Source organism: Kitasatospora sp. NPDC033851 (genome assembly GCF_055576085.1).
Genome location: NZ_JBVIRL010000017.1, coordinates 15,672 through 35,936, shown reverse-complemented (window position 1 = coordinate 35,936; position 20,265 = coordinate 15,672). Strand labels below are relative to the sequence as shown.

Below are 20,265 nucleotides of genomic sequence, written 5' to 3'. Positions count from 1 at the left end.
TGGGTCAGGCGAGCCCGCCGGCCTTGCGGGCCCCCTGCTCCACCCGGTCGTGGTGGGCCTGCCACCAGTCCGCGTCGCCCTCGGCGGTGTTGATGCCGTCGGGGCGCTGGCCGATGGCGCCGTCCACGAGCTCGCGGACCAGGTCGGCGTGGCCGACGTGGCGGTGGCATTCGGCGATCATGTGGACGAGGACCCGGTGCAGGGTCTGCTCGGGGCGGTCGCCGAACGGGAGTCGGCCGGTCGCCTCCAGCGGCAGGGCCTCGATGGTGGCGTCCGAGTGCGCCCAGACCCGCCGGTAGCGCCCGACGATCTCCTGGGTGGTCTCGTCCGGCCGCGCCCACAGGTCGGCGTTCGGCTCGGTGTCGCCGGTGAACCACAGCGGGGTCGGCTCGGGGAAGGGGCGCCCGAAGGTGTCGCCGAAGTACATCGCCTCGGCTCCGGTGAGGTGCTTGACCAGGCCCAGCAGGTTGGTCCCGGTGGGGGAGAGCGGGCGGCGCAGGTCGTATTCGGAGAGGCCGTCGAGCTTCCAGAGCAGCGCGTCGCGGGCGTCCTGGAGGTAGATCCGGAGGTCGGTCTTGTCGTCCGTCACAGTCATGGGACCAGTCTGTTGATCGCCGGAGGCCTGTCCATCGATTTCCGGTGCCGGTCCGAGGTGTTCGACAGGTGCCCCCACAGGAAGAATTGACGAATCGTCAATCATCCCTGCGGGGGCGGAAGTCAGCGCACCACGTCGAAGACCTGCTTCTGCAGGCCGTTGCTGTAGACCTCGTGCTCGACCAGCTTCAGCTTCTGGGCGTCCTTGTCCGTGGTGCTGAACAGGCGCTTGCCCGCGCCGAGCAGCAGGGGGAAGACGATCAGGTGGTAGCGGTCGATCAGGCCGGCGTCCGAGAGGGCCCGGTTCAGGGCGGCGCTGCCGTGGACGATGATCGGGCCGCCCTCGGTCTCCTTCAGGGCGGCGACCTCGTCGAGCGAGCGCAGGATGCTGGTCTCGCCCCAGTTCGACACCAGGTCGTCGTTGGTGAGGGTGGTGGAGACGACGTACTTGGGCAGGGCCTTGTAGCGGGCGAATTCCGCCATGTCCGGCCACACCGGGCTGAACGCCTGGTAGCTGACCCGGCCCAGCAGCATCGCGCCGGCCTCCTCCTGCTCCCGGCCCTTGATCTCGAAGGCCTCGGGGACGAACTCGATGTCCTTGAAGGTCCATCCGGAGTTCCGGTAGCCGGGCTCGCCGCCGGGGGAGTCGACGACGCCGTCGAGCGAGATGAAGGCGGTGCTGATCAGGGTGCGCATCGGTGGTTCCTCTGTTCCTCGTTCTCGTGTCTGTTCGGGTGGTTCGGGCGCTCAGGCGTGGCGCTCAGGTGTCCGAGCCCGCAAGGGCGCTCAGGCTCGGGCCTTCAGGCGAGGAGCCCGGTCAGCCACCGCTGCCAGGCGGCTTCGGCCCCCTCCGGCGCCGGGCCGAAGAGGTGGTGGAACATCAGCACCAGGCCGGAGCCGTGGTGGAAGGCGTAGAGCCCGTCGGCGGTGCGGACCTCGAAGCGCTCGTCGTCCGACCAGACCACCTCGCCGTCCAGTGGCGGCAGGCCGGCCGGTTCGGCGTGGGCCCGTGCGCCCACGGCGACCGGGAGGGGCAGTGACAGGGCGCCGGCGAGGACCGTCCGGACCTCCGGCTCCGGCCGTCCGGCGGACGGTGCCGCAGCGAAGACCGGGACGGCGGTGCGTCCCGGGAAGTGGGCGAGGTACTCGCGGAGCGTGTGGAGGTGGAAGGGCCAGCCGCGGCGCAGCGCGTCGTACTCGTCCTGCCAGTCGTCGCCGAGCAGGCCGCTGTGGACGACGCGGAGCACGGTGGAGCCGCCGTCCCGGCCCTCGATCAGGTACTCGAAGGCCATGAAGCGGCCGTCCTCGGCGGTGGCCGTGCGGGTGGCCAGGCGCTTGCCGGGTTCGTAGGCGGTGATCACCGCCTCTTCGCGGTGGCCTCCGGTCTCCATGGTGGCGGTGCCGCCTTCGCGCGGGTCCAGCTCGTTGCGGCCCATGAACCAGGAGTCGATCCCCGGCCCGGTGGCGATCGCCTCCCAGACCTGCTCCGGGCTCGCCGGCAGGGCGGTCTCCAGCTCGATCTCGAACGGGTGGGTCATCGTGGGTCCTCCTGTTCCGGGGCGGCCCCGGTCGTTTCTGCGGCGGTCCCGGCGGTCCCGGCGGTCCCGGCGGTCCCGGCGGTGCCGGTCGTTTCTGCCGGGGTCCCGGCCGGCTCCGGCGCGGTGGCGGGCGGCGCCGCCTGCGCGGCCGCGGGGATCTGGTGGAGTCCGACGATCACCCGGTGGCTGCGGCCTCCGGGGGCGGACTCGTTGTGGTAGCGGCTGACGAGGGTCGCCACGGCCTGGGCCAGGTCCTCGGCGAAGGCGGTCCGGTCGGCCGCGGAGGCGAACCGCACCTGGGCGTCGATGCCGAAGGTGGCGACCCGCCGCCGGGCCCGGGCGGCGCCGGTCAGCAGGCTTCCGACCTCCTGCACCAGCCGGGAGCCCAGGGCCAGCAGCCAGCGGGCGGAGAGCTGGTCGGGGGAGCGGTCGGGGTCCGGGCTGACGGCGGCCAGGACGCCGGGGGAGATCACGTAGGAGGCCGCGGTGGCGCGGTACACCCGTTCGGTGACGTTGCCCTTGCGGCGCTCCTCGGCGAGTTCGACGAGTCCGTGCCGCTCCAGTTCCTTCAGGTGGTAGTTGACCTTCTGTCGGGGCAGGGCCAGGCGGCCGGCCAGCATGGCGGCCGAGCCGGGTTCGGCCAGGGCGGCGAGGATTCGGGCCCGGATCGGGTCCAGGGACGCCTCGGCCGCGGCGGGGTCTTCGATCACAGCGACGTCCAGCACCCCTCCAGGATCCGCCCGACAAAAAAATTTGTCAAGGAAAAAAGACTTGTCGGTAGCCCGGTCGGCCGAGTGATATCGCCCGTCCGGCCCCACGCCTCCGCCCGCCCGTCGGCCGCGCCTGCCGCGACCTGGCACGGAGAGTGACGGGAGGGGCTACCGGGTCGGACTTGAATCTTTACGAACGGATGTTCGATCCTGGGGTTGTGCCCGTTTTCGAATCTGTTTTCGAATCCACCGCCGAGCAGCCCGCACGACCCGTGCTCCGGCCGGTGGCGCTCCCGGCTGCCGTGCCGGGGGAGCCGGGCGACGGACAGGAGGCGCAGGCCCGGGGCCTGCTGCCAGTGCCACCCGCGCTACGGGAGGTCCTGCCGGACGGCGGGCTGCGACGCGGCACCGCGGTGTCGGTGGCGGGCGGGGACACCGGGCTGCTGCTGGCCCTCGCAGCCGGGGTACGGGAGACCGAGGGCGGCTGGGCGGCGGCGGTCGGGCTGCCGGACCTCGGGCTGGCCGCCGCCGAGGGATACGGGCTGGACCTGCGCCGACTGCTGGTCGCGGACGACCCGGGGCCGCACTGGGCCGAGGTGGTGTCGGTGCTGGCCGGCGCGGTCGAACTGGTCATGCTGCGTCCGGACGGGCCGGTGCCGCCGAAGCTGGCCGCCCGGCTGGCGGCGGTACTGCGGCGCAGCGGCTGTGTGCTGCTGGTGGCCGGACCGTGGCCGGGCGCGGCGCTGCGGCTGGGAGTGCGGTCCGGGCGCTGGTTCGGACTGGGCGACGGCTACGGGCAGCTCGTCGGCCGGCAGGTCGAGGTGGTGGCCGAGGGCCGCGGCTCGGCGGTGCGCGGCCGGACCGCCCGGCTCTGGCTGCCGGACGAGCACGGCGCGGTGCGCCCGCTTCAGGAACGGCCGCTCCTGGAACGTCCATTCCAGGAACGTCCATTCCAGGAACGCTCGTTCCAAGAGCGTCCGGCCCAGGAGCAGCCGCAGCTGCAGCTGCAGCCCGTGACGGAACCGGCGGCACCACACGTCGCGGCGGTGGTCTGAGATGCCCGGGAACGAGTGGTCCGAGGTGCCCGGGAACGAGGTGTCCAGGGGCGAGGTGCCCGGGAGCGAGCTGTCCGGGACCGCCGAGGACCGAACCCCCCGGGTGCTCGTGGTCTGGTGCCCGGACTGGCCGGTGGCGGCCGTCACCGGCGACGACCCGGTGGCGGTGACCGAGGGCGGGCGGATCCTCGCCTGCTCGGCGGGCGCCCGGGCGGCCGGGGTGCGGCAGGGGCAGCGGCTCAAGCTGGCCCAGCGGCTCTGCCCGGAGCTGGAGCTGCGCGATCGCGACCCGGAGGCGGAGACCCGCCGCTTCGAGCCGGTGGTCGCGGCGGTGGAGGCGTTCACACCCCGGGTGGAGGTGATCCGTCCCGGTCTGTGCGCGATCCCGGTGAAGGGTCCGGGCCGCTACTTCGGCGGCGAGGAGGCGCTGGCCGCCAAGGTCCGTACGGCGGTGGCGGACGCTCTCGGGCGGCCGCCCGTCCCGGACGCCGTCCCGGGCGCGGTGACCCCCCGGGCCCCCAAGGCCCCGGCGACCCCCGAGGCCCCGGCGACCCCCGAGACCCCTGATACCCCCGAGGCTCCCGAGACCCCTGACGCAGCGCCGCCGAACACCCCCCACGCCCAGGTCGGTGTCGCCGACGGCCTGTTCGCCGCCGTGCTCGCCGCCCGTGCAGGCGTGCTGGTCCCGGCGGGCCGGACGGCGGAGTTCCTCTCCCCGTACCCGGTGAGCGCGCTGGGCGACGAGGCGCCGGCGGAGCTGCTCGGGCGGCTCGGCCTGCCCACCGTCGGGGCGTTCGCCGCGCTGCCGCCCGAGGCGGTCGCGGACCGTTTTGGCCCGTCCGGGACGGCCGCGCACCGGCTGGCCCGCGGGTTGCAACCGCGCCCGCTGGTGCCGCGCGACCAGGAGCCGGACCTCGCCGTCGAGCAGCGCTTCGACCCGCCGGAGCCACTGGCCGAGCCGCTGGTGTTCGTCGCCCGCACGCTGGCCGAGGCGTTGCACCGGCGGCTGGCCGGGGCCGGGCTGACCTGCCGCCGGGTGGCCGTCGAGGTGGCCTGCGCGGACGGCCGGACGGCCTCCCGGCTGTGGCGCCACGAGGGCCGGCTGTCGGCGACGGCGCTGGCCGAGCGGGTCCGCTGGCAGCTGCAGGCCTGGCAGGGTGCGGGCGTCTTCGCGGCCGCCGACGAGGGCCCCGACACCGGTTTCGTCCTGCTTCGCCTGGCGCCCGACGGCCTCTCCCCGGACCAGGGCCGCCAGTTGGCGCTGTGGGGCCAGGCCGTCGCCGACGACCGGGTGGAGCGTGCGGTCGCCCGGGTGCAGGCGGTGCTCGGGCACGCCGGGTTGCGCCGGATCGAACCGGCCGGGGGGCGCGGGCCGGGGGAGCAGGCGGTCAAGGTGCCGTGGGGCGAGCCGTACGGGGCGGCGGTGCCAGCCGACGCGCCCTGGCCGGGGCGGCTGCCGGAGGTGTGGCCGGCTGTGGTGCTGCGGGAGCCCACGCCGGTGCGGGTGCTGGATGAGGCCGGGCTGCCGGTCACGGTGGACGGCCGGGCGGGGGTGTCGGCCCGGCCGGCCCTGGTCGTGGTCCGGGGGCGGGAGGAGCCGGTGGACGGCTGGACCGGGCCCTGGCCGGCGGTCGAGTACTGGTGGGACCAGGCGCTCGCCCGCCGCCGGGCGCGGTTCCAGGTCGTGGTGGGCGGCGGCCGGGCGTTGCTGCTCACCGTGGAGGGGGGTGCGTGGTACCTGGAGGCCGGCTACGACTAGCGGCCCCGGGGCCCGAAAGCCGGAGACCGAAAGCCGGAACCCGGAGCAGGGGGGAGCAGGACGAGCACGAGAACGACGAAGGCGACCCCCGATGGGCTTCACCAGCCACCCCACCCTCCCCTGGAGCGAGCTGCACCGCCGACTGACCGGCGCGGCGCCGGACCGTACGCCCGCGGCGCCGGACCGTACGGTCATCCCGCTGCGCCGCCCCGGTCCGGAGGACCCCCCGGCCGCTCCGAAGAGCTCCGCCGAACCCTGGGCCGAGCTGCACGTCCACTCCGCCTTCAGCTTCCTGGACGGCGCCAGCGACCCGGAGGACCTGGTCGCCGAGGCGGCCCGGCTGGGTGTGGAGACCCTCGCGATCACCGATCACGACGGCCTGTACGGCGCCGTCCGGCTCGCCGAGGCGGCCCGGGGCACCGGTGTGGCCACCGTGTTCGGCGCCGAGCTGACCCTCCGCCACGAAGCGGCCGGACACTCCCCGGGGGCGACCGGACACCCGGAGCGCGAGCACCTGGAGACCGAGCACCTGCTGGTCCTCGCCCGCGACCCGGCCGGCTACCGCCGCCTCTCCGCCGCGATCGCCGCCGCCCAGCTGGCCGGCGGCGCGAAGGGCCGCCCGGTGTACGACCTCGCGGCGCTGGCCCAGGCGCACGGCGGCCACTGGGCGGTGCTCACCGGCTGCCGCCTCGGCCGGGTCCCCGCCGCCCTCGCCGGGAAGCGCGGCGCCGATCCGGGCGCGGCCGAGCAGCGACTGCGCACCCTCACCGAGGCGTTCGGCCGCGAGAACGTGTACGTCGAACTGATCGACCAGTGGCTGCCCGGCGACGACCGGCGCAACGACGCCCTCGCCGCGCTCGCCGCCGGGCACGGGCTGACCGCCGTCGCCTCCACCAACGCCCACCACGCCGGCCCCGCCCAGGGCCGCCTCGCGCAGAGCCTCGCCGCGCTGCACGAGCGCCGCACCCTGCAGGACGCGGTGGGCTGGACCCGGGCGGCCGGCACCGCGCACCTGCGCTCGGGCCGCGAGATGGCCGGTCGGCTGGCCCGCTTCCCGGGCGTGCAGCGGGCCACCGTCGAACTCGGCCGGGCCTGCGCCTTCGACTTCGCCGCACTGGACCCGGAGCTGCCGGGCTTCCCCGTCCCCGAGGGCGGGACCGAGATCGGCCACCTGCGCGCCCTGGTCGCGTCCGGAGGCCCGGCCCGCTTCGGCCCCGGCAACGCCGCCGCCCGCCGCCAGCTCGCCAAGGAGCTGGACGTGATCGAGGACCTCGACCTGGCCGGCTACTTCCTGATCGTGCACGACATCGTGGACTTCTGCCGGAGCCGGGAGATCTGGTGCCAGGGCCGCGGCTCGGCCGCCAACTCCGCGGTCTGCTACGCCCTCGGGATCACCGCCGTCGACCCGATCCACTACAAGCTGCTGTTCGAACGCTTCCTCTCCACCGCCCGGGACGGGCCGCCCGACATCGACCTGGACATCGAGAACCGCCGCCGCGAGGAGGTCATCCAGTACGTCTACGGCCGTTACGGGCGCGAGCACGCCGCGCAGGTCGCCAATGTGATCACCTACCGGCCCCGGCTGGCGATCCGCGACGCCGCCCGGGTGCTCGGCTACCCGCAGGGGCAGGTGGACGCGTTCAGTCGGCAGACCGACTTCCGCTCCGCCCCCGGCGCGGATGCCGTCATCCCCGCCGACGTGCTCTCGCTCGCCACCCAACTCCACGGCCTGCCGCGCCACTTGGGCATCCACTCGGGCGGTATGGTGCTCACCAAGGAGCCGATCGGCGAGGTCTGCCCGACCGAGTGGGCCCGGATGCCCGGGCGCTCCGTCCTGCAGTGGGACAAGGAGTCCACCGCCGGTGCCGGACTGGTGAAGATCGACCTGCTCGGCCTCGGCATGCTCGCCGCACTGCACGACGCCTGTGAGCTGGTCGCGGAACACCACGGCCTGCGCCACGACCTGGCCACCATCCCGGACGACGACAAGGGCGTGTACGCGATGCTGCGCCGGGCCGACACCGTCGGCGTGTTCCAGGTCGAGTCCCGCGCGCAGATGGCGACCCTGCCCCGGCTCAAGCCGGACCACTTCTACGACCTGGTGGTCGAGGTCGCACTGATCCGCCCCGGCCCGATCCAGGGCGGATCCGTCCACCCGTACCTGCGCCGCCGCGCCGGGGCGGAGCCGCCCGGCTGCCCGCACCCGCTGATGGAGAACGCGCTCGGCAAGACCCTCGGGGTGCCGCTGTTCCAGGAGCAGATGATGCAACTCGCCATCGACTGCGCCGGGTTCAGCCCCGCCGAGGCCGACCGGCTGCGGCAGGCGATGGGCGCCAAGCGCTCGCACGAGCGGGTCGCCCGGCTGCGCGAGCGGCTGCTGGGCGGGATGGCCGAGCGCGGCATCCCGCCGGAGGTCGCCGAGGACGTCTACGGCAAGATCGAGGCCTTCTCCAACTACGGCTTCCCGGAGAGCCACGCGATCAGCTTCGCCTACCTGGTGTACGCCAGCGCCTGGCTCAAGTACCACTTCCCCGCGGCCTTCACCTGCGCCCTGCTGGCCAACCAGCCGATGGGCTTCTACTCGCCGCTCAGCCTGGTCGCGGACGTCCGGCGGCACGGCGTGCGGGTGCGCGGGGTGGACGTCAACGCCAGCGGGGCGCGCCCCACCCTGGAGCCGTACCGGGGGCCGACCCCGAAGCCGCCGCTGACCGCCGGCCGCCCGCAGCCGGCCATCCGGCTCGGCCTGGAGACCGTCCGAGGCATCGGCACCCCGCAGGCCGAGACGATCGTGGCCGGACAGCCGTACGCCGACCTGGAGGACTTCGCCCGCCGCACCGGCCTGCCCGCGCCCGTCCTGGAGGCACTGGCGACGGCGGGCGCCTTCGACTGCTTCGGTCTGACGAGACGTCAGGCGCTGTGGACCGCAGGGGCGTTCGCCGGGATCTCGGCCGAACTGATCCCCGGCACCACGCCCGGCACCGAGGCGCCGGACCTGCCCGGCATGAGCCCGGTCGAGGAGACCATCGCCGACCTGTGGGCCACCGGAACCTCCGCCACCAGCCACCCGCTCCAGCACCTGCGCACCCAGCTGGAACGCGGCGGAGCGCTGTCGGCCGCCCAGCTCCCGGACGTGCCACCGGGGACGGCGGTGGTGATCGGCGGCCTGGTCACCCACCGGCAGCGGCCGCCGACGGCCGGCGGGGTGCTCTTCCTCAGCCTGGAGGACGAGACCGGCCTGATCAACGTGATCTGCAACCGCCCGGTCTGGGAGTCCCAGCGCCGCACCGCCCTGGACCGGGCCGGACTGCTGGTCCACGGCCACATCGAGCGCGACCGGGGTGCCACCAACCTGATCGCCACCCGGCTCGCCCCGCTGCGGATCGGCCTCTGATCGGCCCACCGAACGGATCGGCCCACCGAACGGATCGGTTCACCGAACGGATCGGTTCACCGAACGGATCGGCTCCCCGAATGCATCAGCCCGCCGGGTAGCCGATCTCCGCGAGGTCCTCGGCCAGTTCGTCCAGGTCCGTCTCCGCGTTGAGCGCCGCCACCACGGCCGGGGTGAGCGGGCGCAGCGCCAGGACGTGCCCGATCGCGGTGAGGTCCAGCGCCTGCTCCGGCTCGAAGTAGTCCTCGGCCCACTGCCGGTAGGCCTCGGCCGACCCGTCGGCGAGCAGCTCGAACAGGTGGTCCGCGCCGCGCTCGGCCGCCGCACCCCGCCAGGAGTCGTCGCCCTGGCCGCGCCAGAAGCAGCGGGTGACCGTCGGCCCGTCCTCGTCTCCGAGGGCGGGCTCCTCGGCGAAGCGGCGGAACTCCTCGGGCACGGCCGCGAGCAGCTCCGGGGCGTTGGGCGCCTCGTGGTCGAAGGCCCGCCCGTAGGCGCCGACGGGGGAGAAGATCACGCACCAGTCGTCGCCCTGGCCGTTGCGCATCGAGGCCAGCTCCTCGCCCTCGTCCCAACGGGAGTCGAAGGAGTGGTACCGCGACTCCCAGTCGTCCGGGCTGAGGATCGCGTCGAGCATGGCGAGGCCGCGGCAGCGGTCGCGCAGGGCAGGGACGTCGGGCAGGCGGCTGAGCAGGTCGTTCATGCCCGCCATTGTCCCCGAAAGGCCCGACACCCCTGACGGCCGGGGCCGTTCAGGCGCCGGAGGCCGGCTGCCGCCCCTTGCCGGGAGGCCCCGCGAAGGTCTGGGCGATCGGCAGCCAGGCGGTGGCGACCGGGCCGGTGGCGGTCAGGGCCAGGTCGTCGCGGTGGCGGCGCTGGGTCACCAGCAGGCAGAAGTCCAGGGCGGGGCCGGTGACCACGTCCGTGGCGTCGGCCGGTCCGAGGGGCCACGAACTCCCGTCGGGGGCGGTCAGTTCGAGCCGGACCGGGGCCTCCGGCGCGGGTAGCCCGTGTGCGGCGAAGGCGAAGCCCAGGGTGCGCAGGCCCAGATGGGCGATGTGCCGCAGCCGGTCGGTGGGCTCCCGGGCCGCGCCGAGGGCGTCCGCGACGTCCTGGCCGTGCGCCCAGGTCTCCATCAGCCGGGCGGTGACCATCGAGGTGGGCTTCATCGGCGGGCCGAACCAGGGCAGCCGGACGTCGGCGGGGGCGGCGGCCAGGGCGGCCTGCACCTCCTCCCGGCCGGTGCGCCAGCGGTCGAGCAAGGCGTCGGGCTCGGCGGCCGCGCCCTCCCGGGCACCCTCCTCGACGGGGTCGGCCCCGGCGGCCAGGAGCTCGGTGAAGCGGCCGCCGAGCGAGGCGGTGAAGCCCTCCGGGTCGCGGGCGGCCAGCGCGGTCCAGCCGTCGGTCCAGGCCAGATGGGCGATCTGGTGTGCGACCGTCCAGCCTTCGGCGGGGGTCGGCCGAGCCCAGTCCTCGGCCGGCAGTCCGGCCACCAGCGCGTCCAGGACGGCGGTCTCGGCCCGCAGGTCGGCCAACAGGCCGCGCAGGACGGCGTTCGGGTCGGTCATCGTCTTCCCTCCGGGGCACGGCAGTTGCTACCCGTCGGTAGCCTGCGCCCGCACCCTATGCCCGGCGGGCCGACGGCGTCCGCCACTCCACGAAACACCCACGTCAGGACTCTCGCCACCGGCCGTACCGCGTGTGACAATTCCGCGATGACCAGGGCTGCGGACTCCCTCGCCGCTGCGCGACCCGTCGACGACGCCGCGCGACCCGAAGGCGACCCCGACGTCGCCGTGCGGGCCGCCGAGCTGGTGCGGGACGCCGTGCTCGGCGACCTCGCGCGGCGGGTGGTGGCGGAGTGCGGCGTGGATGTCGGGCTGGTCGGGGTGCCGGAGCCGCTGCCCGGGCGTGGGAAGGGCGGCGAGGGCATGGTGCTGCGCCACTGGGCCGGCACCCGGGCGGACCTGCTGCACAACGTGGCGGTTCCGGCCGGGCTCGGTCTCGGCGGACGCGCGCTCGCCGAGCGCGCGCCCACCTGGGTGCCCGACTACCGTGCGGCGACGACCATCTCGCACCAGTACGACCCGGCCGTCGCCGCCGAGGACCTGTACGCGATGCTGACCGTCCCGCTGATGGACGGCGACACCGTGCACGGCGTGGTGTACGCCTCGGTGCGCGCCGTCGTCCCGTTCGGGGACGTCCGGATCTCCGCCGTCGGCACCTTGGCCCGGGCCGCCGCCCGGGCGCTCGCCGGGGCCGCCGCCTGGAGCCGCGCCAAGCCCCGGCCGGCCGCCCCCGTACGGCCGTTGACCCCGCGCGAGCACGAGGTGCTGCGCTGGGCGGCGACCGGCCGGACCAACCCGGAGATCGCCGCCCGACTGGGCCTGACCTGCAACACCGTGACCGGCTACCTCAAGTCCGCGATGCACAAGCTCGGTGTCCGCAACCGGACCGAACTCGCCCTGGCGGCCAGGGAATCAGGCCTCGTGCACTGAGTCGCCGCCAAGCCGCTGCCGAGCCGCTGCCGAGCCGCCGCACCAGGTGGGCCGCCGGATCACGTGAGCCGCCGGATCAGTTGACCTGGCGCTCCCGCCCGGTCCAGTACGGCTCGCGCAGCCGGAACTTCTGCAGCTTCCCGGTGGCGGTGCGCGGCAGCGCGTCCCGGAACTCCACTGAGGTGGGCGACTTGTAGCCGGCCAGCCGCTGCTTGCAGTGCGCGATCAACTCGGCTTCGCTGACCGGCCCGTGGCCCTCCCGGAGGACCACCAGCGCCTTCACCGTCTCGCCCCACTTCTCGTGCGGCACCCCGATCACCGCGGCCTCGGCGACTGACGGGTGGCTGTACAGGCAGTCCTCCACCTCGATCGAGGAGACGTTCTCCCCGCCGCTGATGATGACGTCCTTCTTCCGGTCCGAGATGGTCAGTTGGCCGTCCACGAGGGTGCCGCCGTCGCCGGTGTGGAACCACTCGTCGCGCAGCGCCTCGGCGGTCGCCTCCGGCTGCTGCCAGTAGCCGTCCAGCACGGTGTTGGAGCGCACGAGCACCTCGCCCTGGCCGTCGACCCGCAGCTGGGTGCCGAGCGCCGGGGCGCCGGCCTGCACCAGCTTCTCGGCCCGCTCGGCCGCCGGCAGCGCGTCCCACTCGGCCCGCGAGCGGTTCACCGTGACGATCGGCGCGGTCTCGGTCAGGCCGTAGAGCTGCATGAACTCCCAGCCCAGCTGCTCCTCGACCTGCTGGACCACCGAGGTCGGCGGCGGGGCGCCGGCCACGATCATCCGCACCCGGTCGCGGCCCGGCACCGGGCCGTCCCAGTCGGCGGCCGCGTCCAGCACCATCTGGACCACGGCGGGCGCACCGGACAGGAAGGTCACCCCGTGCCGCTCGACCCGGCGCAGGATCTCCGCGCCGTCCACCTTGCGCAGCACGATGTGCCGGGCGCCGAGCCCGGTGAGGGAGAACGGCAGGCCCCAGCCGTTGGCGTGGAACATCGGCAGGGTGTGCAGGTAGACGTCCCGGTCGTTGGCGCCGTAGTGCAGGCCCATCAGCGTCGCGTTCAGCCAGACGTTGCGGTGGGTGAGCTGAACGCCCTTGGGGCGGGCGGTGGTTCCGCTGGTGTAGTTGATGGTGGCGGTGTCGTTCTCGGAGACCGCGTACCGCCGGGGGGAGTTGTCGAAGTCGTACAGCAGGGCGTCGCTGTCCGCGCCGATCACGAACTTGTGCTTGGCCACCACCCCGCTCAGCGCGTCGGCGAGTTCGGGGTCGACCAGGAGGACGGAGGCGCCGCTCTGCTCGACGATGTACGACACCTCCTCGGCCTTCAGCCGGAAGTTCACCGGCACCAGCACCCGGCCGTGCCCGCTCACGCCGAAGAAGGAGGTGAGCAGCCGCGCCGAGTTGTGCGAGACGACCGCGACCCGCTCGCCGGGCCCGACGCCCAGCCGGTCCAGCCCGGCCGCCTGGGCCCGGGCGAGTTCGGCGACACGGCGGTAGCTCAGCTCGCCCCAGGATTCGGCAGGCTGCACCGGCTCGTCGACGATGCCGACCCGGTCGCCGTAGACCAGCTCGGCCCGGTCGAGGAAGTCCATCACGGAGAGTGGAATCTGCATGCGCCTACTGTCCTCTCCCACCTGCTCCCTGCACACCCCCGATCGGGGGTGTCACCCTTCCGCAGCACCTCCGGTCGCCGTCGGGGCGGTCGCTCCGGTCGCTTCGGGAGCGGCCGCCAGGGCCGCCGCCAGCCGGTCCCGCGCCTCGGTCTGGGCGGCGATCCGGCGCTCAAGCACCGCCAGCCGCTCCCGGGCGACCGCCAGCACCCGCTCGGACGGCCGGTTCGCCAGCACGTCCCCGTCCAGGCAGCCGAGCAGCGGCCGGACGTCGTCCAGGGTGAGCCCGGCACCCACCAGCGCGCGGATGTTGCGCACCCGGGCGGCCGCCGACTCCGCGTAGTCGCGGTAGCCGTTCGGCTCGCGCTCGGAGTCGATCAGCCCGGCCTGCTCGTAGTGCCGCAGCGCCCGGACCGTCGCGCCCGTCGCCCGCGCCAGCTCGCCGATCCGCACCCGTACGGCCCCCATCGTCCCTGCACCGGGCATCGCTTCACCGGTTGCCACTTCACCGGTCGTCACTGCACCAGCGCGCCCCCGTCGACGGACAACACTACGCCGGTCACGAACGAGGCCTGCGGCGAGGCGAGTTGCACGATCGCCCAGGCCACCTCCGCCGGGTGGCCGATCCGGCCCAACGGGGTGTGCGCGAGCTGCCAGGCCCGCAGCGCCGCCAGCCGCTCGGGGCCGTGCCCCGCGTGCTCGCCGATGGGCGTCTCGATCGCCCCCGGTGCCACCGCCACCACCCGGACCCCGCGCGGGGCCAGCTCCACCGCCCAACTGCGGGTCACCGTCTCCAGTGCGGCCTTGCTCGCCGCGTACACCGAGCCGGAGGGCCAGCCGCGCTGCCCGACGGCGGTGCTGACGTTGACCACCACGCCCCGGCTGTGCGCCAACGCCGGCAGCGCGGCCTGCCCGAGCAGCACCGGGGCGACCAGGTTGGTGGCCAGCAGCGCCTCGACGCCGTCCCGGGTGTACCCGCCGAGCTGCCCGCCGCTGCCGGTGATGCCCGCGTTGTTGACCAGTACGTCCAGCCGCCCGAACCGTTCCAGCGCCGCCCGGACGATCGCCTCCGGCGCGTCCGGCCCGGTCACGTCGACGGCCAGCGGTTCGATCAGCGACGGGTACGCGGCTGCCGTCTCTGCCAGCGGCTCCGGCCGCCGCCCGACCGCCAGCACCCGCGCCCCTTCGGCCGCGAAGGCCCGCGCGGTCTCCCGCCCGATCCCCGTTCCGGCGCCGGTGACCACCACGCCCCGACCCTCTGCTGCGTTCACAGTGTCCATGGGGCAACCCTCCGACCCTGCCGCCAGCGGCAGGGTCAAGCGGGAGTGTCGGAGCCGACCGTCAGAATGCGGCGCATGACCGACCACGACACCGTGCCCGCACCCGTACCCGCACCCGCACCCGCTGCCGAGGAGGACACCCCGCTGACCGTCCGGGCCGCCGCCCACGGCCTGCCGGTGGTGCGGCGCGGCGTTGTCCCGCCGAACGTCCGGGAGGCGTACGCCCGTTCCCTGGCCGGGGGACAGGAGCCGAGCCCTCCACTTGCTGAGCCCGACGCGAACAACGGGCCCGCAGCGCCTGCCGAGCCGCCGCCCGCCTGCTAGGAAGGTCGCAACGCACGGTCAACCACCTACGGGGAGCACACCCATGAGCGACCAACGGCCCGAGAGCCTCTACGACGCCGTCGGCGGCATCGACGCCCTGCGCCGCCTCAGCCACACCTTTTACCGGGGCGTCCTCGCCGACCCGCTGCTCGCGCCCGTCTTCGCCGACTTCACCCCCACCCACATCGAGCACGTCGCCGTCTGGCTGGCCGAGGTCTTCGGCGGCCCGACCGCCTTCACCGACGAGCTCGGCGGCCACCAGGCCCTGCTGCACGCCCACCTGGGCCTGGAGATCACCGAGGAACAGCGGCTGCGCTGGATGGAGCTGATGGCCGAGGCCGTCCGCCAGGAGCTGCCGGCCGACGAACTGCTGCGCCGCCGGGTGCTGGAGTACTTCGACTGGGGCACGAAGATCGCCGAGGATGTCTCCGCCTCCCCGGCCGGCACCGACCTCGGCGAGCCCGGCCCGACCCCGCGCTGGAACTGGGAGGGGCTGGAGAAATGACCGTCACCGCGCACCCGACGGCCGACGGCCTGCAGCTGCGCCCCTTCGAGGACGCCGACGCGCCGGCCCTGATCGAGGCCTACCGGGACGAGACGCTGCGCCGCTTCACCCGCAACCCGGTGGACAGCGCCGAAGGGGCCGCGCACTGGCTGGCCGCGCAGCACGAGGGCCGCGCGGCCGGCACCCGGTACGCCTTCGCCGTCCTGGACGCCGGCGAGCTGGTCGGCAACGTCGTGCTCAAGCGCGGCACCCCGGGCGGGGAGACGGCCGAGGTGGGGTACTGGACGGCGGGCCCGGCGCGCGGCCGGGGCGTGGCCCCGCGCGCGGTGGAGGCCCTCACCGCCTGGGCCTTCGCCGCCTTCGCCGAGGACGGCCTGTGTCGGATCGACCTGCTGCACGAGGGCGACAACCACGCCTCGTGCCGGGTCGCGGAGAAGAGCGGCTACGCGTTCACGGAGGTCGTCCCGGCCTTCCCGCCGTACCCGAGGGACGGCCACCGGCATTCCCGGAAACGGCTGGACGGATCCGGACGACGCAGTTCAGAGTAGGGCGCATGGCTTCTCTGGCACGGCATGTGACGATCGACTGCGCCGACCCGCACGCCCTGGCCACGTTCTGGGCGCAGGCACTGGACGGCACCCTGGGCGAGGACGACAACCCGGGTGACGAGGAGGCACTGGTGGACTCGGCCGGCGCCTCGCTGCTGTTCATCCGGGTGCCCGACGGGAAGTCGGCGAAGAACCGGGTCCACCTCGACCTGCAGCCGCAGGACCGCAGCCGGGACGAGGAGGTGGAACGCCTGGTCGCCCTGGGCGCCACCGTGCTGGCCGACCGCCGCACCCCGGACGGCAAGGGCTGGTTCACCCTGGCCGACCCCGAGGGCAACGAGTTCTGCGTCGAGCGCAGCAAGGCCGAGCGCGCCGCCACCGGGGACGCGTAGCCGTCCGGCTGTACCGGCCACTGGCCCATGGCCGCCCGTCAGTCCCACGAGGACGTGCGCGGGCGGCCGTTCCGTTCTCTCGGCCGTTCCTTCGGCCGCTCGTCGAACGCAGCTGCGCCAAGCCGTCACACGACAGGCCCAAGCCCCGGGCCGGCGCCGGGGATCCGCCCGATAATCGACCCTGTCCGACGCCCTTCGGCACACGCAGCCCCCACCGAGCCACCAGGCAGGTACCCCATGGCCAGGATCGCCGTGATCGGCGCCAACGGCAGCATCGGCAGTGCGGTCGTCGCGGAGGCGGCGGCACGTGGCCACGAGGTCACCGCCGTGGTCCGGGATCCGGACCGCTACCGGGGCGGGGCCGCCGCCGTGGAGCGCGGGGACGTGCTGGACCCGGCGGACGTGGCCCGGGTGGCGGCCGGCCGCGACGTCCTGGTGAGCGCCGTCGGCGGCGGTGACGGCCCGGGCCACCTGGCGCTGATCGAGCCCGCCGCCCGCGCCCTGGTCGAGGGCCTGCGCAGGCTCGACGGCGCGGCGCCCCGGCTGATCGCGGTCGGCGGTGCGGGCAGTCTGGAGACCGCGCCGGGCGTGCGGGTCTGGGACACCCCGGGGCTGCCCGAGACGGTCCTGCAGATCATGCACGCGCACGGCGCGGCGCTGGACTACTACCGGACGGTCTCCGACCTCCGTTGGACGGTGCTCAGCCCGGCCGCCGAGATCGGCCCGGGGGAGCGGACCGGCCGCTACCGCACCGGCCTGGAGCAGCTGCTCACCGACGCCGAGGGGCGCAGCCGGATCTCGGTGCCGGACTACGCGGTCGTCCTGGTGGACGAGATCGAGCAGCCCGAGCACATCGGCGAGCGCTTCACCTGCTGCTCGCTGTGATCCGTTGCTGCTCGCTGTGATCCGTCGAGTCCGTTCAGCCCAGCTGGATCGAGCGCTTGGCCAGTCCCATCCAGAACCCGTCGATGACGCTGCGCTGGCTGTCCAGGTCGGCCTCGCCGGCGCCGAGGGTGACGAACAGCGGGGCGAAGTGCTCGGTGCGCGGGTGGGCGAGCCGCCCGGCGGGGGCCTTGTGCTCGAAGTCGAGCAGTGCGTCCAGGTCGTGGGCGGCCAGGGCGCGCCGGCCCCAGTCGTCGAACTCGGCCATCACCGAGGTGACCCGGCCGTCGTTGCTGAGTGCCCGCAGGTTGTGGGTGAAGAAGCCGCTGCCGACGATCAGCACGCCCTCGTCGCGCAGCGGGGCGAGCTTGCGGCCGAGCTCCAGCAGCCGCTGCGGGTCGAGGGTGGGCAGCGAGACCTGGAGCACCGGGACGTCGGCGTCCGGGTACATCTCCACCAGGGGGACGTACGCGCCGTGGTCGAGTCCGCGGTCGGGGATGTCCTGGACGGGCGTGCCGGGGGCGCGCAGCAGCTTGCGCACGCGCTCGGCGAGCTCCGGCGCGCCGGGGGCGGCGTACCGGACCCGGTAGTAGTGCTCGGGGAAGCCCCAGAAGTCGTAGACCAGCGGTGTGGTGGTGACGGCGCCGAGGGCGAGCGGCGCCTCCTCCCAGTGGGCGGAGACCATCAGCACGGCCTTGGGCCGGGGCAGGTCGGCGGACCAGGCGGCCAGCTCGCCCGGCCAGATCGGGTCGTCGGCCAGCGGCGGAGCGCCGTGCGACAGGTACAGAGCGGGCATGCGCTCGGGGGCCGCGGTGCTCATGGCGTCCTCCTCGGGACCGGTGGGACCGTTCGTCCGATGGTAGTTCAAATTTGAACGTCTACTCCGATCGACGGTACACCTTTGTTCGAATTTGAACAACAGGAGTAGGCTTCATCCATGTCCTCACTGAACGAACCCCGCTGGCTGGACCCGGACGAGATGGCCGCCTGGCGGGGCTTCGTCACCGCGAGCAACCTGCTGAACCGCCGGCTGGAGCGCCAGCTCAAGGAGGACTCCGGCCTCTCGCACCAGCAGTACGAGATCCTGGTGCACCTGTCCGCCGCCCCCGGCGACTCGCTGCGGATGACCGAACTCGCCGACAAGCTGGTCACCTCCAAGAGCGGCCTGACCTACCAGGTCACCCAGCTGGAGCGGATGGGCCTGGTCTCCCGCCGCTCCTGTCCCAGCGACGTACGCGGCGTCTTCGCCGAACTCACCGACCAGGGACGGGAGATGCTGCGCCAGGCCGCGCCCGGGCACGTCGCCCTGGTCCGCGAGCTGCTGATCGACGTGCTCACCCGCGACCAGCTGGCCGTCCTCGCCGAGGGTCTCGGCGAGGTCAGCGCCCGGCTGCGCCTGGACGAAACCCCCTAGTCTTCCTCGGGCACCCAAAGCCCCCCGAGGCCCGCGGCCCGCTCCCGCAGCAGCTCCCGCTCCCGCTCGTTGCGGGTCAGTTCCGCCGCCCGCTCGAACTCCGCCCGGGCCTCGTCCGCCCGCCCCAGCCGGGCCAGCAGATCGCCCCGCACGCTCGGCAGCAGGTGGTAGCCGCGCAGCGCCGGCTCCGCCGCCAACGCGTCCACCAACTCCAGTGCGGCGGCCGGACCCCGGGCCATCGAGACGGCCACCGCCCGGTTCAGCGCCACCACCGGGGACGGCGACAGCGCCAGCAGCCGCTCGTACAGTGTGGCGATGGTCGCCCAGTCGGTGTCCGCGTAGCGCCGCGCCTTCGCGTGGCAGGCGGCGATCGCGGCCTGCACCGAGTACGGCCCGGTACCCGCCCGCTGCAGGGCGTCGAAGCCGCGCCGGATCAGCAGCCCGTCCCAGCGGGCCCGGTTCTGGTCCGCCAGCAGCACCGGCCGGCCGTCCGGGCCGGTCCGGACGGCCGTGCGCGAGGCCTGGAACTCCAGCAGCGCGGCCAGCCCGTGCACCTCCGGCTCGGCCGGCATCAGCGCGGCCAGCACCCGGGCCAGCCGCAGCGCGTCCTCACACAGCTGGGGGCGGAGCAGGTCGTCCCCCGTCGTCGCCGAGTACCCCTCGTTGAAGATCAGATAGATGACCTCCAGCACCGACGACAGCCGCCGCGCCCGGTCCTCCCCGTACGGCACCTCGAACGGCACCGCCGCCTTCGCCAGCGCCCGCTTCGCCCGGACGATCCGCTGCGCCACCGTCGGCTCGGGCACCAGGAAGGCGCGGGCGATCTCCGGGGTGGTCAGCCCGCCGAGCAGTCGGAGGGTGAGGGCGATCCGCGCCTCCGCCGACAGGACCGGGTGGCAGGCGGTGAAGATCAGCCGCAGCAGGTCGTCGTCGATGTCGTCCGGCTCGACCGGCTCCGGGGGCGCCACGTCCTCCGCCGACCGCCCCACCTCGGCGAGTTTGCGGGCGTAGACCTCCCGGCGGCGGACCAGGTCGATCGCCCGGTGCTTGGCGGTGGCCGTCAGCCAGGCGCCCGGATTGTCCGGGACGCCCTCCTGCGGCCACCGCTCCAGCGCGGCCACCAGCGCGTCCTGCGCCAGCTCCTCGGCGATGCCCACGTCCCGGACGATCCGGGCCACCCCGGCGATGATCCGCGCGGACTCGATCCGGAACACCGTCTCGACGGCCGCCGCCGCGGTCCTGGCTGGCGCAGCGCCGTCCGGCGTAGTGCCGTTCGTCGTAGTGCCGCCCGGCGTAGTGCCGTTCGTCGCAGTGCCGTTTCTCGCAGCCCTCTCCGTCACGGCGACCCATCAGAGCAGCCGACGGCGGGGGAGGCAAACGCACTCACCGTTACGGCTGGGGCATTTCCTCGATCTGCCGGACCTCCGCCTCGACGCTCCACCCCGCCGGGTGGGTCTGCAGGAAGCGCCGGGTCCACTCCAGGGCTTCGGCCTGGTCCTTGCACTGCAGGATGGCGTAACCGCCGACGACCTCCTTGGTCTCGGTGAACGGCCCGTCGGTGTAGCCGACCTTCCCGTCGTTCCAGGTCACCCGGGTGCCCTGGGAGGTCGGGGTCAGCCCGGCGGTCTCCAGCATCACCCCGGCCTTGGTGATCTCCTCGAACAGGGCCCCCATCCGCTGCTCGAAGCTCGGGTCCGGCTCCCAGTCGGCGCGGGCCTGCTCGTCGATCCGGATCAGTGTCATGAAGCGCGGCATGGTGACTCCTCGGT

22 protein-coding genes are annotated in these 20,265 nt (G+C 74.2%); 10 read left to right on the top strand and 12 right to left on the bottom strand.

From position 1 onward, the window contains the following. Window positions 1-4 precede the first annotated feature (4 nt). The 4 genes from ACZ51D_RS28225 to ACZ51D_RS28210 all read right to left on the bottom strand — a co-directional run bounded on the left by ACZ51D_RS28225 (window position 5) and on the right by ACZ51D_RS28210 (window position 2,857). Entirely contained in the window at window positions 5-595 is a 591-nt protein-coding gene (locus tag ACZ51D_RS28225; RefSeq protein ID WP_360508003.1) for a DinB family protein, read from the bottom strand. A 122-nt stretch (window positions 596-717) separates the two neighbouring features. Continuing rightward, window positions 718-1,290, bottom strand: a complete 573-nt coding sequence (locus tag ACZ51D_RS28220; RefSeq protein ID WP_360508005.1) for a dihydrofolate reductase family protein — start codon at window positions 1,288-1,290, stop codon at window positions 718-720. Between the two features lie 104 nt (window positions 1,291-1,394). Continuing rightward, the gene (locus ACZ51D_RS28215) at window positions 1,395-2,132 is read right to left on the bottom strand and encodes an SRPBCC family protein (protein WP_360508008.1); all 738 of its coding nucleotides are present in this window, start codon (window positions 2,130-2,132) and stop codon (window positions 1,395-1,397) included. Beyond that, window positions 2,129-2,857, bottom strand: coding sequence for an ArsR/SmtB family transcription factor (locus ACZ51D_RS28210; RefSeq protein WP_465663811.1), 729 nt, complete (start codon window positions 2,855-2,857; stop codon window positions 2,129-2,131). The genes ACZ51D_RS28215 and ACZ51D_RS28210 overlap by 4 nt, the downstream gene beginning before the upstream one ends. A 269-nt stretch (window positions 2,858-3,126) precedes the next feature. Here ACZ51D_RS28210 and ACZ51D_RS28205 point away from each other — a divergent pair, with 269 nt between their 5' ends. The 3 genes from ACZ51D_RS28205 to ACZ51D_RS28195 all read left to right on the top strand — a co-directional run bounded on the left by ACZ51D_RS28205 (window position 3,127) and on the right by ACZ51D_RS28195 (window position 9,047). Then, window positions 3,127-3,897, top strand: a complete 771-nt coding sequence (locus tag ACZ51D_RS28205) for a hypothetical protein (RefSeq protein WP_465663810.1) — start codon at window positions 3,127-3,129, stop codon at window positions 3,895-3,897. 1 nt (window position 3,898) lies between these two features. Then, window positions 3,899-5,656: a DNA polymerase Y family protein gene (locus ACZ51D_RS28200; RefSeq protein ID WP_465618702.1), complete on the top strand. Its 1,758-nt coding sequence runs from the start codon at window positions 3,899-3,901 to the stop codon at window positions 5,654-5,656. A 91-nt stretch (window positions 5,657-5,747) separates the two neighbouring features. Further along, window positions 5,748-9,047 (top strand): error-prone DNA polymerase, encoded by a 3,300-nt coding sequence (locus tag ACZ51D_RS28195; RefSeq protein WP_465663809.1) that lies wholly within the window; start codon window positions 5,748-5,750, stop codon window positions 9,045-9,047. Window positions 9,048-9,132: 85 nt separating this feature from the next. Here ACZ51D_RS28195 and ACZ51D_RS28190 read toward each other — a convergent pair whose 3' ends face one another. Further along, complete coding sequence (locus ACZ51D_RS28190; RefSeq protein ID WP_465663808.1) at window positions 9,133-9,747, bottom strand: hypothetical protein; 615 nt, start codon at window positions 9,745-9,747, stop codon at window positions 9,133-9,135. A gap of 49 nt (window positions 9,748-9,796) precedes the next feature. Then, window positions 9,797-10,612: a TIGR03084 family metal-binding protein gene (locus ACZ51D_RS28185; protein WP_360508025.1), complete on the bottom strand. Its 816-nt coding sequence runs from the start codon at window positions 10,610-10,612 to the stop codon at window positions 9,797-9,799. 147 nt (window positions 10,613-10,759) lie between these two features. On the opposite strand from ACZ51D_RS28185, the gene ACZ51D_RS28180 reads away from it, so the two are divergent. Next, complete coding sequence (locus tag ACZ51D_RS28180; protein WP_465618708.1) at window positions 10,760-11,542, top strand: helix-turn-helix transcriptional regulator; 783 nt, start codon at window positions 10,760-10,762, stop codon at window positions 11,540-11,542. 76 nt (window positions 11,543-11,618) lie between these two features. Here ACZ51D_RS28180 and ACZ51D_RS28175 read toward each other — a convergent pair whose 3' ends face one another. The 3 genes from ACZ51D_RS28175 to ACZ51D_RS28165 form a co-directional block, all read right to left on the bottom strand. Next, a complete protein-coding gene (locus ACZ51D_RS28175; RefSeq protein WP_465618710.1) occupies window positions 11,619-13,154 on the bottom strand; it encodes an AMP-binding protein in 1,536 nt (511 codons plus the stop codon). A gap of 51 nt (window positions 13,155-13,205) precedes the next feature. Further along, the gene (locus ACZ51D_RS28170) at window positions 13,206-13,604 is read right to left on the bottom strand and encodes a MerR family transcriptional regulator (RefSeq protein WP_465618796.1); all 399 of its coding nucleotides are present in this window, start codon (window positions 13,602-13,604) and stop codon (window positions 13,206-13,208) included. Window positions 13,605-13,666: 62 nt separating this feature from the next. Next, window positions 13,667-14,431: an SDR family NAD(P)-dependent oxidoreductase gene (locus tag ACZ51D_RS28165; protein ID WP_465618712.1), complete on the bottom strand. Its 765-nt coding sequence runs from the start codon at window positions 14,429-14,431 to the stop codon at window positions 13,667-13,669. A gap of 75 nt (window positions 14,432-14,506) precedes the next feature. Here ACZ51D_RS28165 and ACZ51D_RS28160 point away from each other — a divergent pair, with 75 nt between their 5' ends. From ACZ51D_RS28160 to ACZ51D_RS28140, 5 genes are all read left to right on the top strand, one after another. Continuing rightward, window positions 14,507-14,755 (top strand): hypothetical protein, encoded by a 249-nt coding sequence (locus ACZ51D_RS28160; protein ID WP_465663807.1) that lies wholly within the window; start codon window positions 14,507-14,509, stop codon window positions 14,753-14,755. Between the two features lie 43 nt (window positions 14,756-14,798). Continuing rightward, window positions 14,799-15,260 (top strand): group II truncated hemoglobin, encoded by a 462-nt coding sequence (locus ACZ51D_RS28155; protein ID WP_465618716.1) that lies wholly within the window; start codon window positions 14,799-14,801, stop codon window positions 15,258-15,260. Beyond that, complete coding sequence (locus ACZ51D_RS28150) at window positions 15,257-15,808, top strand: GNAT family N-acetyltransferase (RefSeq protein ID WP_360508042.1); 552 nt, start codon at window positions 15,257-15,259, stop codon at window positions 15,806-15,808. Before ACZ51D_RS28155 ends, ACZ51D_RS28150 begins: the two co-directional genes overlap by 4 nt. A gap of 5 nt (window positions 15,809-15,813) precedes the next feature. Then, window positions 15,814-16,200: a VOC family protein gene (locus ACZ51D_RS28145; RefSeq protein ID WP_465618718.1), complete on the top strand. Its 387-nt coding sequence runs from the start codon at window positions 15,814-15,816 to the stop codon at window positions 16,198-16,200. 237 nt (window positions 16,201-16,437) lie between these two features. Then, window positions 16,438-17,085, top strand: coding sequence for an NAD(P)-dependent oxidoreductase (locus tag ACZ51D_RS28140; RefSeq protein ID WP_465663806.1), 648 nt, complete (start codon window positions 16,438-16,440; stop codon window positions 17,083-17,085). Window positions 17,086-17,119: 34 nt separating this feature from the next. Here the strand turns inward: ACZ51D_RS28140 and ACZ51D_RS28135 are convergent, their stop codons facing one another. Next, a complete protein-coding gene (locus ACZ51D_RS28135) occupies window positions 17,120-17,902 on the bottom strand; it encodes a dioxygenase family protein (RefSeq protein ID WP_465618722.1) in 783 nt (260 codons plus the stop codon). 126 nt (window positions 17,903-18,028) lie between these two features. On the opposite strand from ACZ51D_RS28135, the gene ACZ51D_RS28130 reads away from it, so the two are divergent. Next, a complete protein-coding gene (locus ACZ51D_RS28130) occupies window positions 18,029-18,496 on the top strand; it encodes a MarR family winged helix-turn-helix transcriptional regulator (protein WP_465618798.1) in 468 nt (155 codons plus the stop codon). Here ACZ51D_RS28130 and ACZ51D_RS28125 read toward each other — a convergent pair. Both ACZ51D_RS28125 and ACZ51D_RS28120 read right to left on the bottom strand, forming a co-directional pair. Beyond that, window positions 18,493-19,710: an RNA polymerase sigma factor gene (locus ACZ51D_RS28125; protein ID WP_465618724.1), complete on the bottom strand. Its 1,218-nt coding sequence runs from the start codon at window positions 19,708-19,710 to the stop codon at window positions 18,493-18,495. The genes ACZ51D_RS28130 and ACZ51D_RS28125 overlap by 4 nt on opposite strands. Before the next feature lie 175 nt (window positions 19,711-19,885). Continuing rightward, window positions 19,886-20,251 carry a YciI family protein gene (locus ACZ51D_RS28120; protein WP_360507309.1) on the bottom strand — a complete coding sequence of 122 codons (366 nt, stop codon included), beginning with the start codon at window positions 20,249-20,251 and terminating at the stop codon, window positions 19,886-19,888. Between the last annotated feature and the right edge of the window lie 14 nt (window positions 20,252-20,265).

Bases quoted from the DNA above. Each gene is read 5' to 3' on its own strand.
- ACZ51D_RS28200 (WP_465618702.1), top strand. From the start codon at position 3,899: ATGCCCGGGAACGAGTGGTCCGAGGTGCCCGGGAACGAGGTGTCCAGG.
- ACZ51D_RS28140 (WP_465663806.1), top strand. From the start codon at position 16,438: ATGGCCAGGATCGCCGTGATCGGCGCCAACGGCAGCATCGGCAGTGCG.
- ACZ51D_RS28215 (WP_360508008.1), bottom strand. From the start codon at position 2,132: ATGACCCACCCGTTCGAGATCGAGCTGGAGACCGCCCTGCCGGCGAGC.
- ACZ51D_RS28190 (WP_465663808.1), bottom strand. From the start codon at position 9,747: ATGAACGACCTGCTCAGCCGCCTGCCCGACGTCCCTGCCCTGCGCGAC.
- ACZ51D_RS28180 (WP_465618708.1), top strand. From the start codon at position 10,760: ATGACCAGGGCTGCGGACTCCCTCGCCGCTGCGCGACCCGTCGACGAC.
- ACZ51D_RS28185 (WP_360508025.1), bottom strand. From the start codon at position 10,612: ATGACCGACCCGAACGCCGTCCTGCGCGGCCTGTTGGCCGACCTGCGG.
- ACZ51D_RS28155 (WP_465618716.1), top strand. From the start codon at position 14,799: ATGAGCGACCAACGGCCCGAGAGCCTCTACGACGCCGTCGGCGGCATC.
- ACZ51D_RS28135 (WP_465618722.1), bottom strand. From the start codon at position 17,902: ATGAGCACCGCGGCCCCCGAGCGCATGCCCGCTCTGTACCTGTCGCAC.
- ACZ51D_RS28195 (WP_465663809.1), top strand. From the start codon at position 5,748: ATGGGCTTCACCAGCCACCCCACCCTCCCCTGGAGCGAGCTGCACCGC.
- ACZ51D_RS28120 (WP_360507309.1), bottom strand. From the start codon at position 20,251: ATGCCGCGCTTCATGACACTGATCCGGATCGACGAGCAGGCCCGCGCC.
- ACZ51D_RS28150 (WP_360508042.1), top strand. From the start codon at position 15,257: ATGACCGTCACCGCGCACCCGACGGCCGACGGCCTGCAGCTGCGCCCC.
- ACZ51D_RS28145 (WP_465618718.1), top strand. From the start codon at position 15,814: ATGGCTTCTCTGGCACGGCATGTGACGATCGACTGCGCCGACCCGCAC.
- ACZ51D_RS28220 (WP_360508005.1), bottom strand. From the start codon at position 1,290: ATGCGCACCCTGATCAGCACCGCCTTCATCTCGCTCGACGGCGTCGTC.
- ACZ51D_RS28165 (WP_465618712.1), bottom strand. From the start codon at position 14,431: ATGGACACTGTGAACGCAGCAGAGGGTCGGGGCGTGGTGGTCACCGGC.
- ACZ51D_RS28160 (WP_465663807.1), top strand. From the start codon at position 14,507: ATGACCGACCACGACACCGTGCCCGCACCCGTACCCGCACCCGCACCC.
- ACZ51D_RS28175 (WP_465618710.1), bottom strand. From the start codon at position 13,154: ATGCAGATTCCACTCTCCGTGATGGACTTCCTCGACCGGGCCGAGCTG.
- ACZ51D_RS28225 (WP_360508003.1), bottom strand. From the start codon at position 595: ATGACTGTGACGGACGACAAGACCGACCTCCGGATCTACCTCCAGGAC.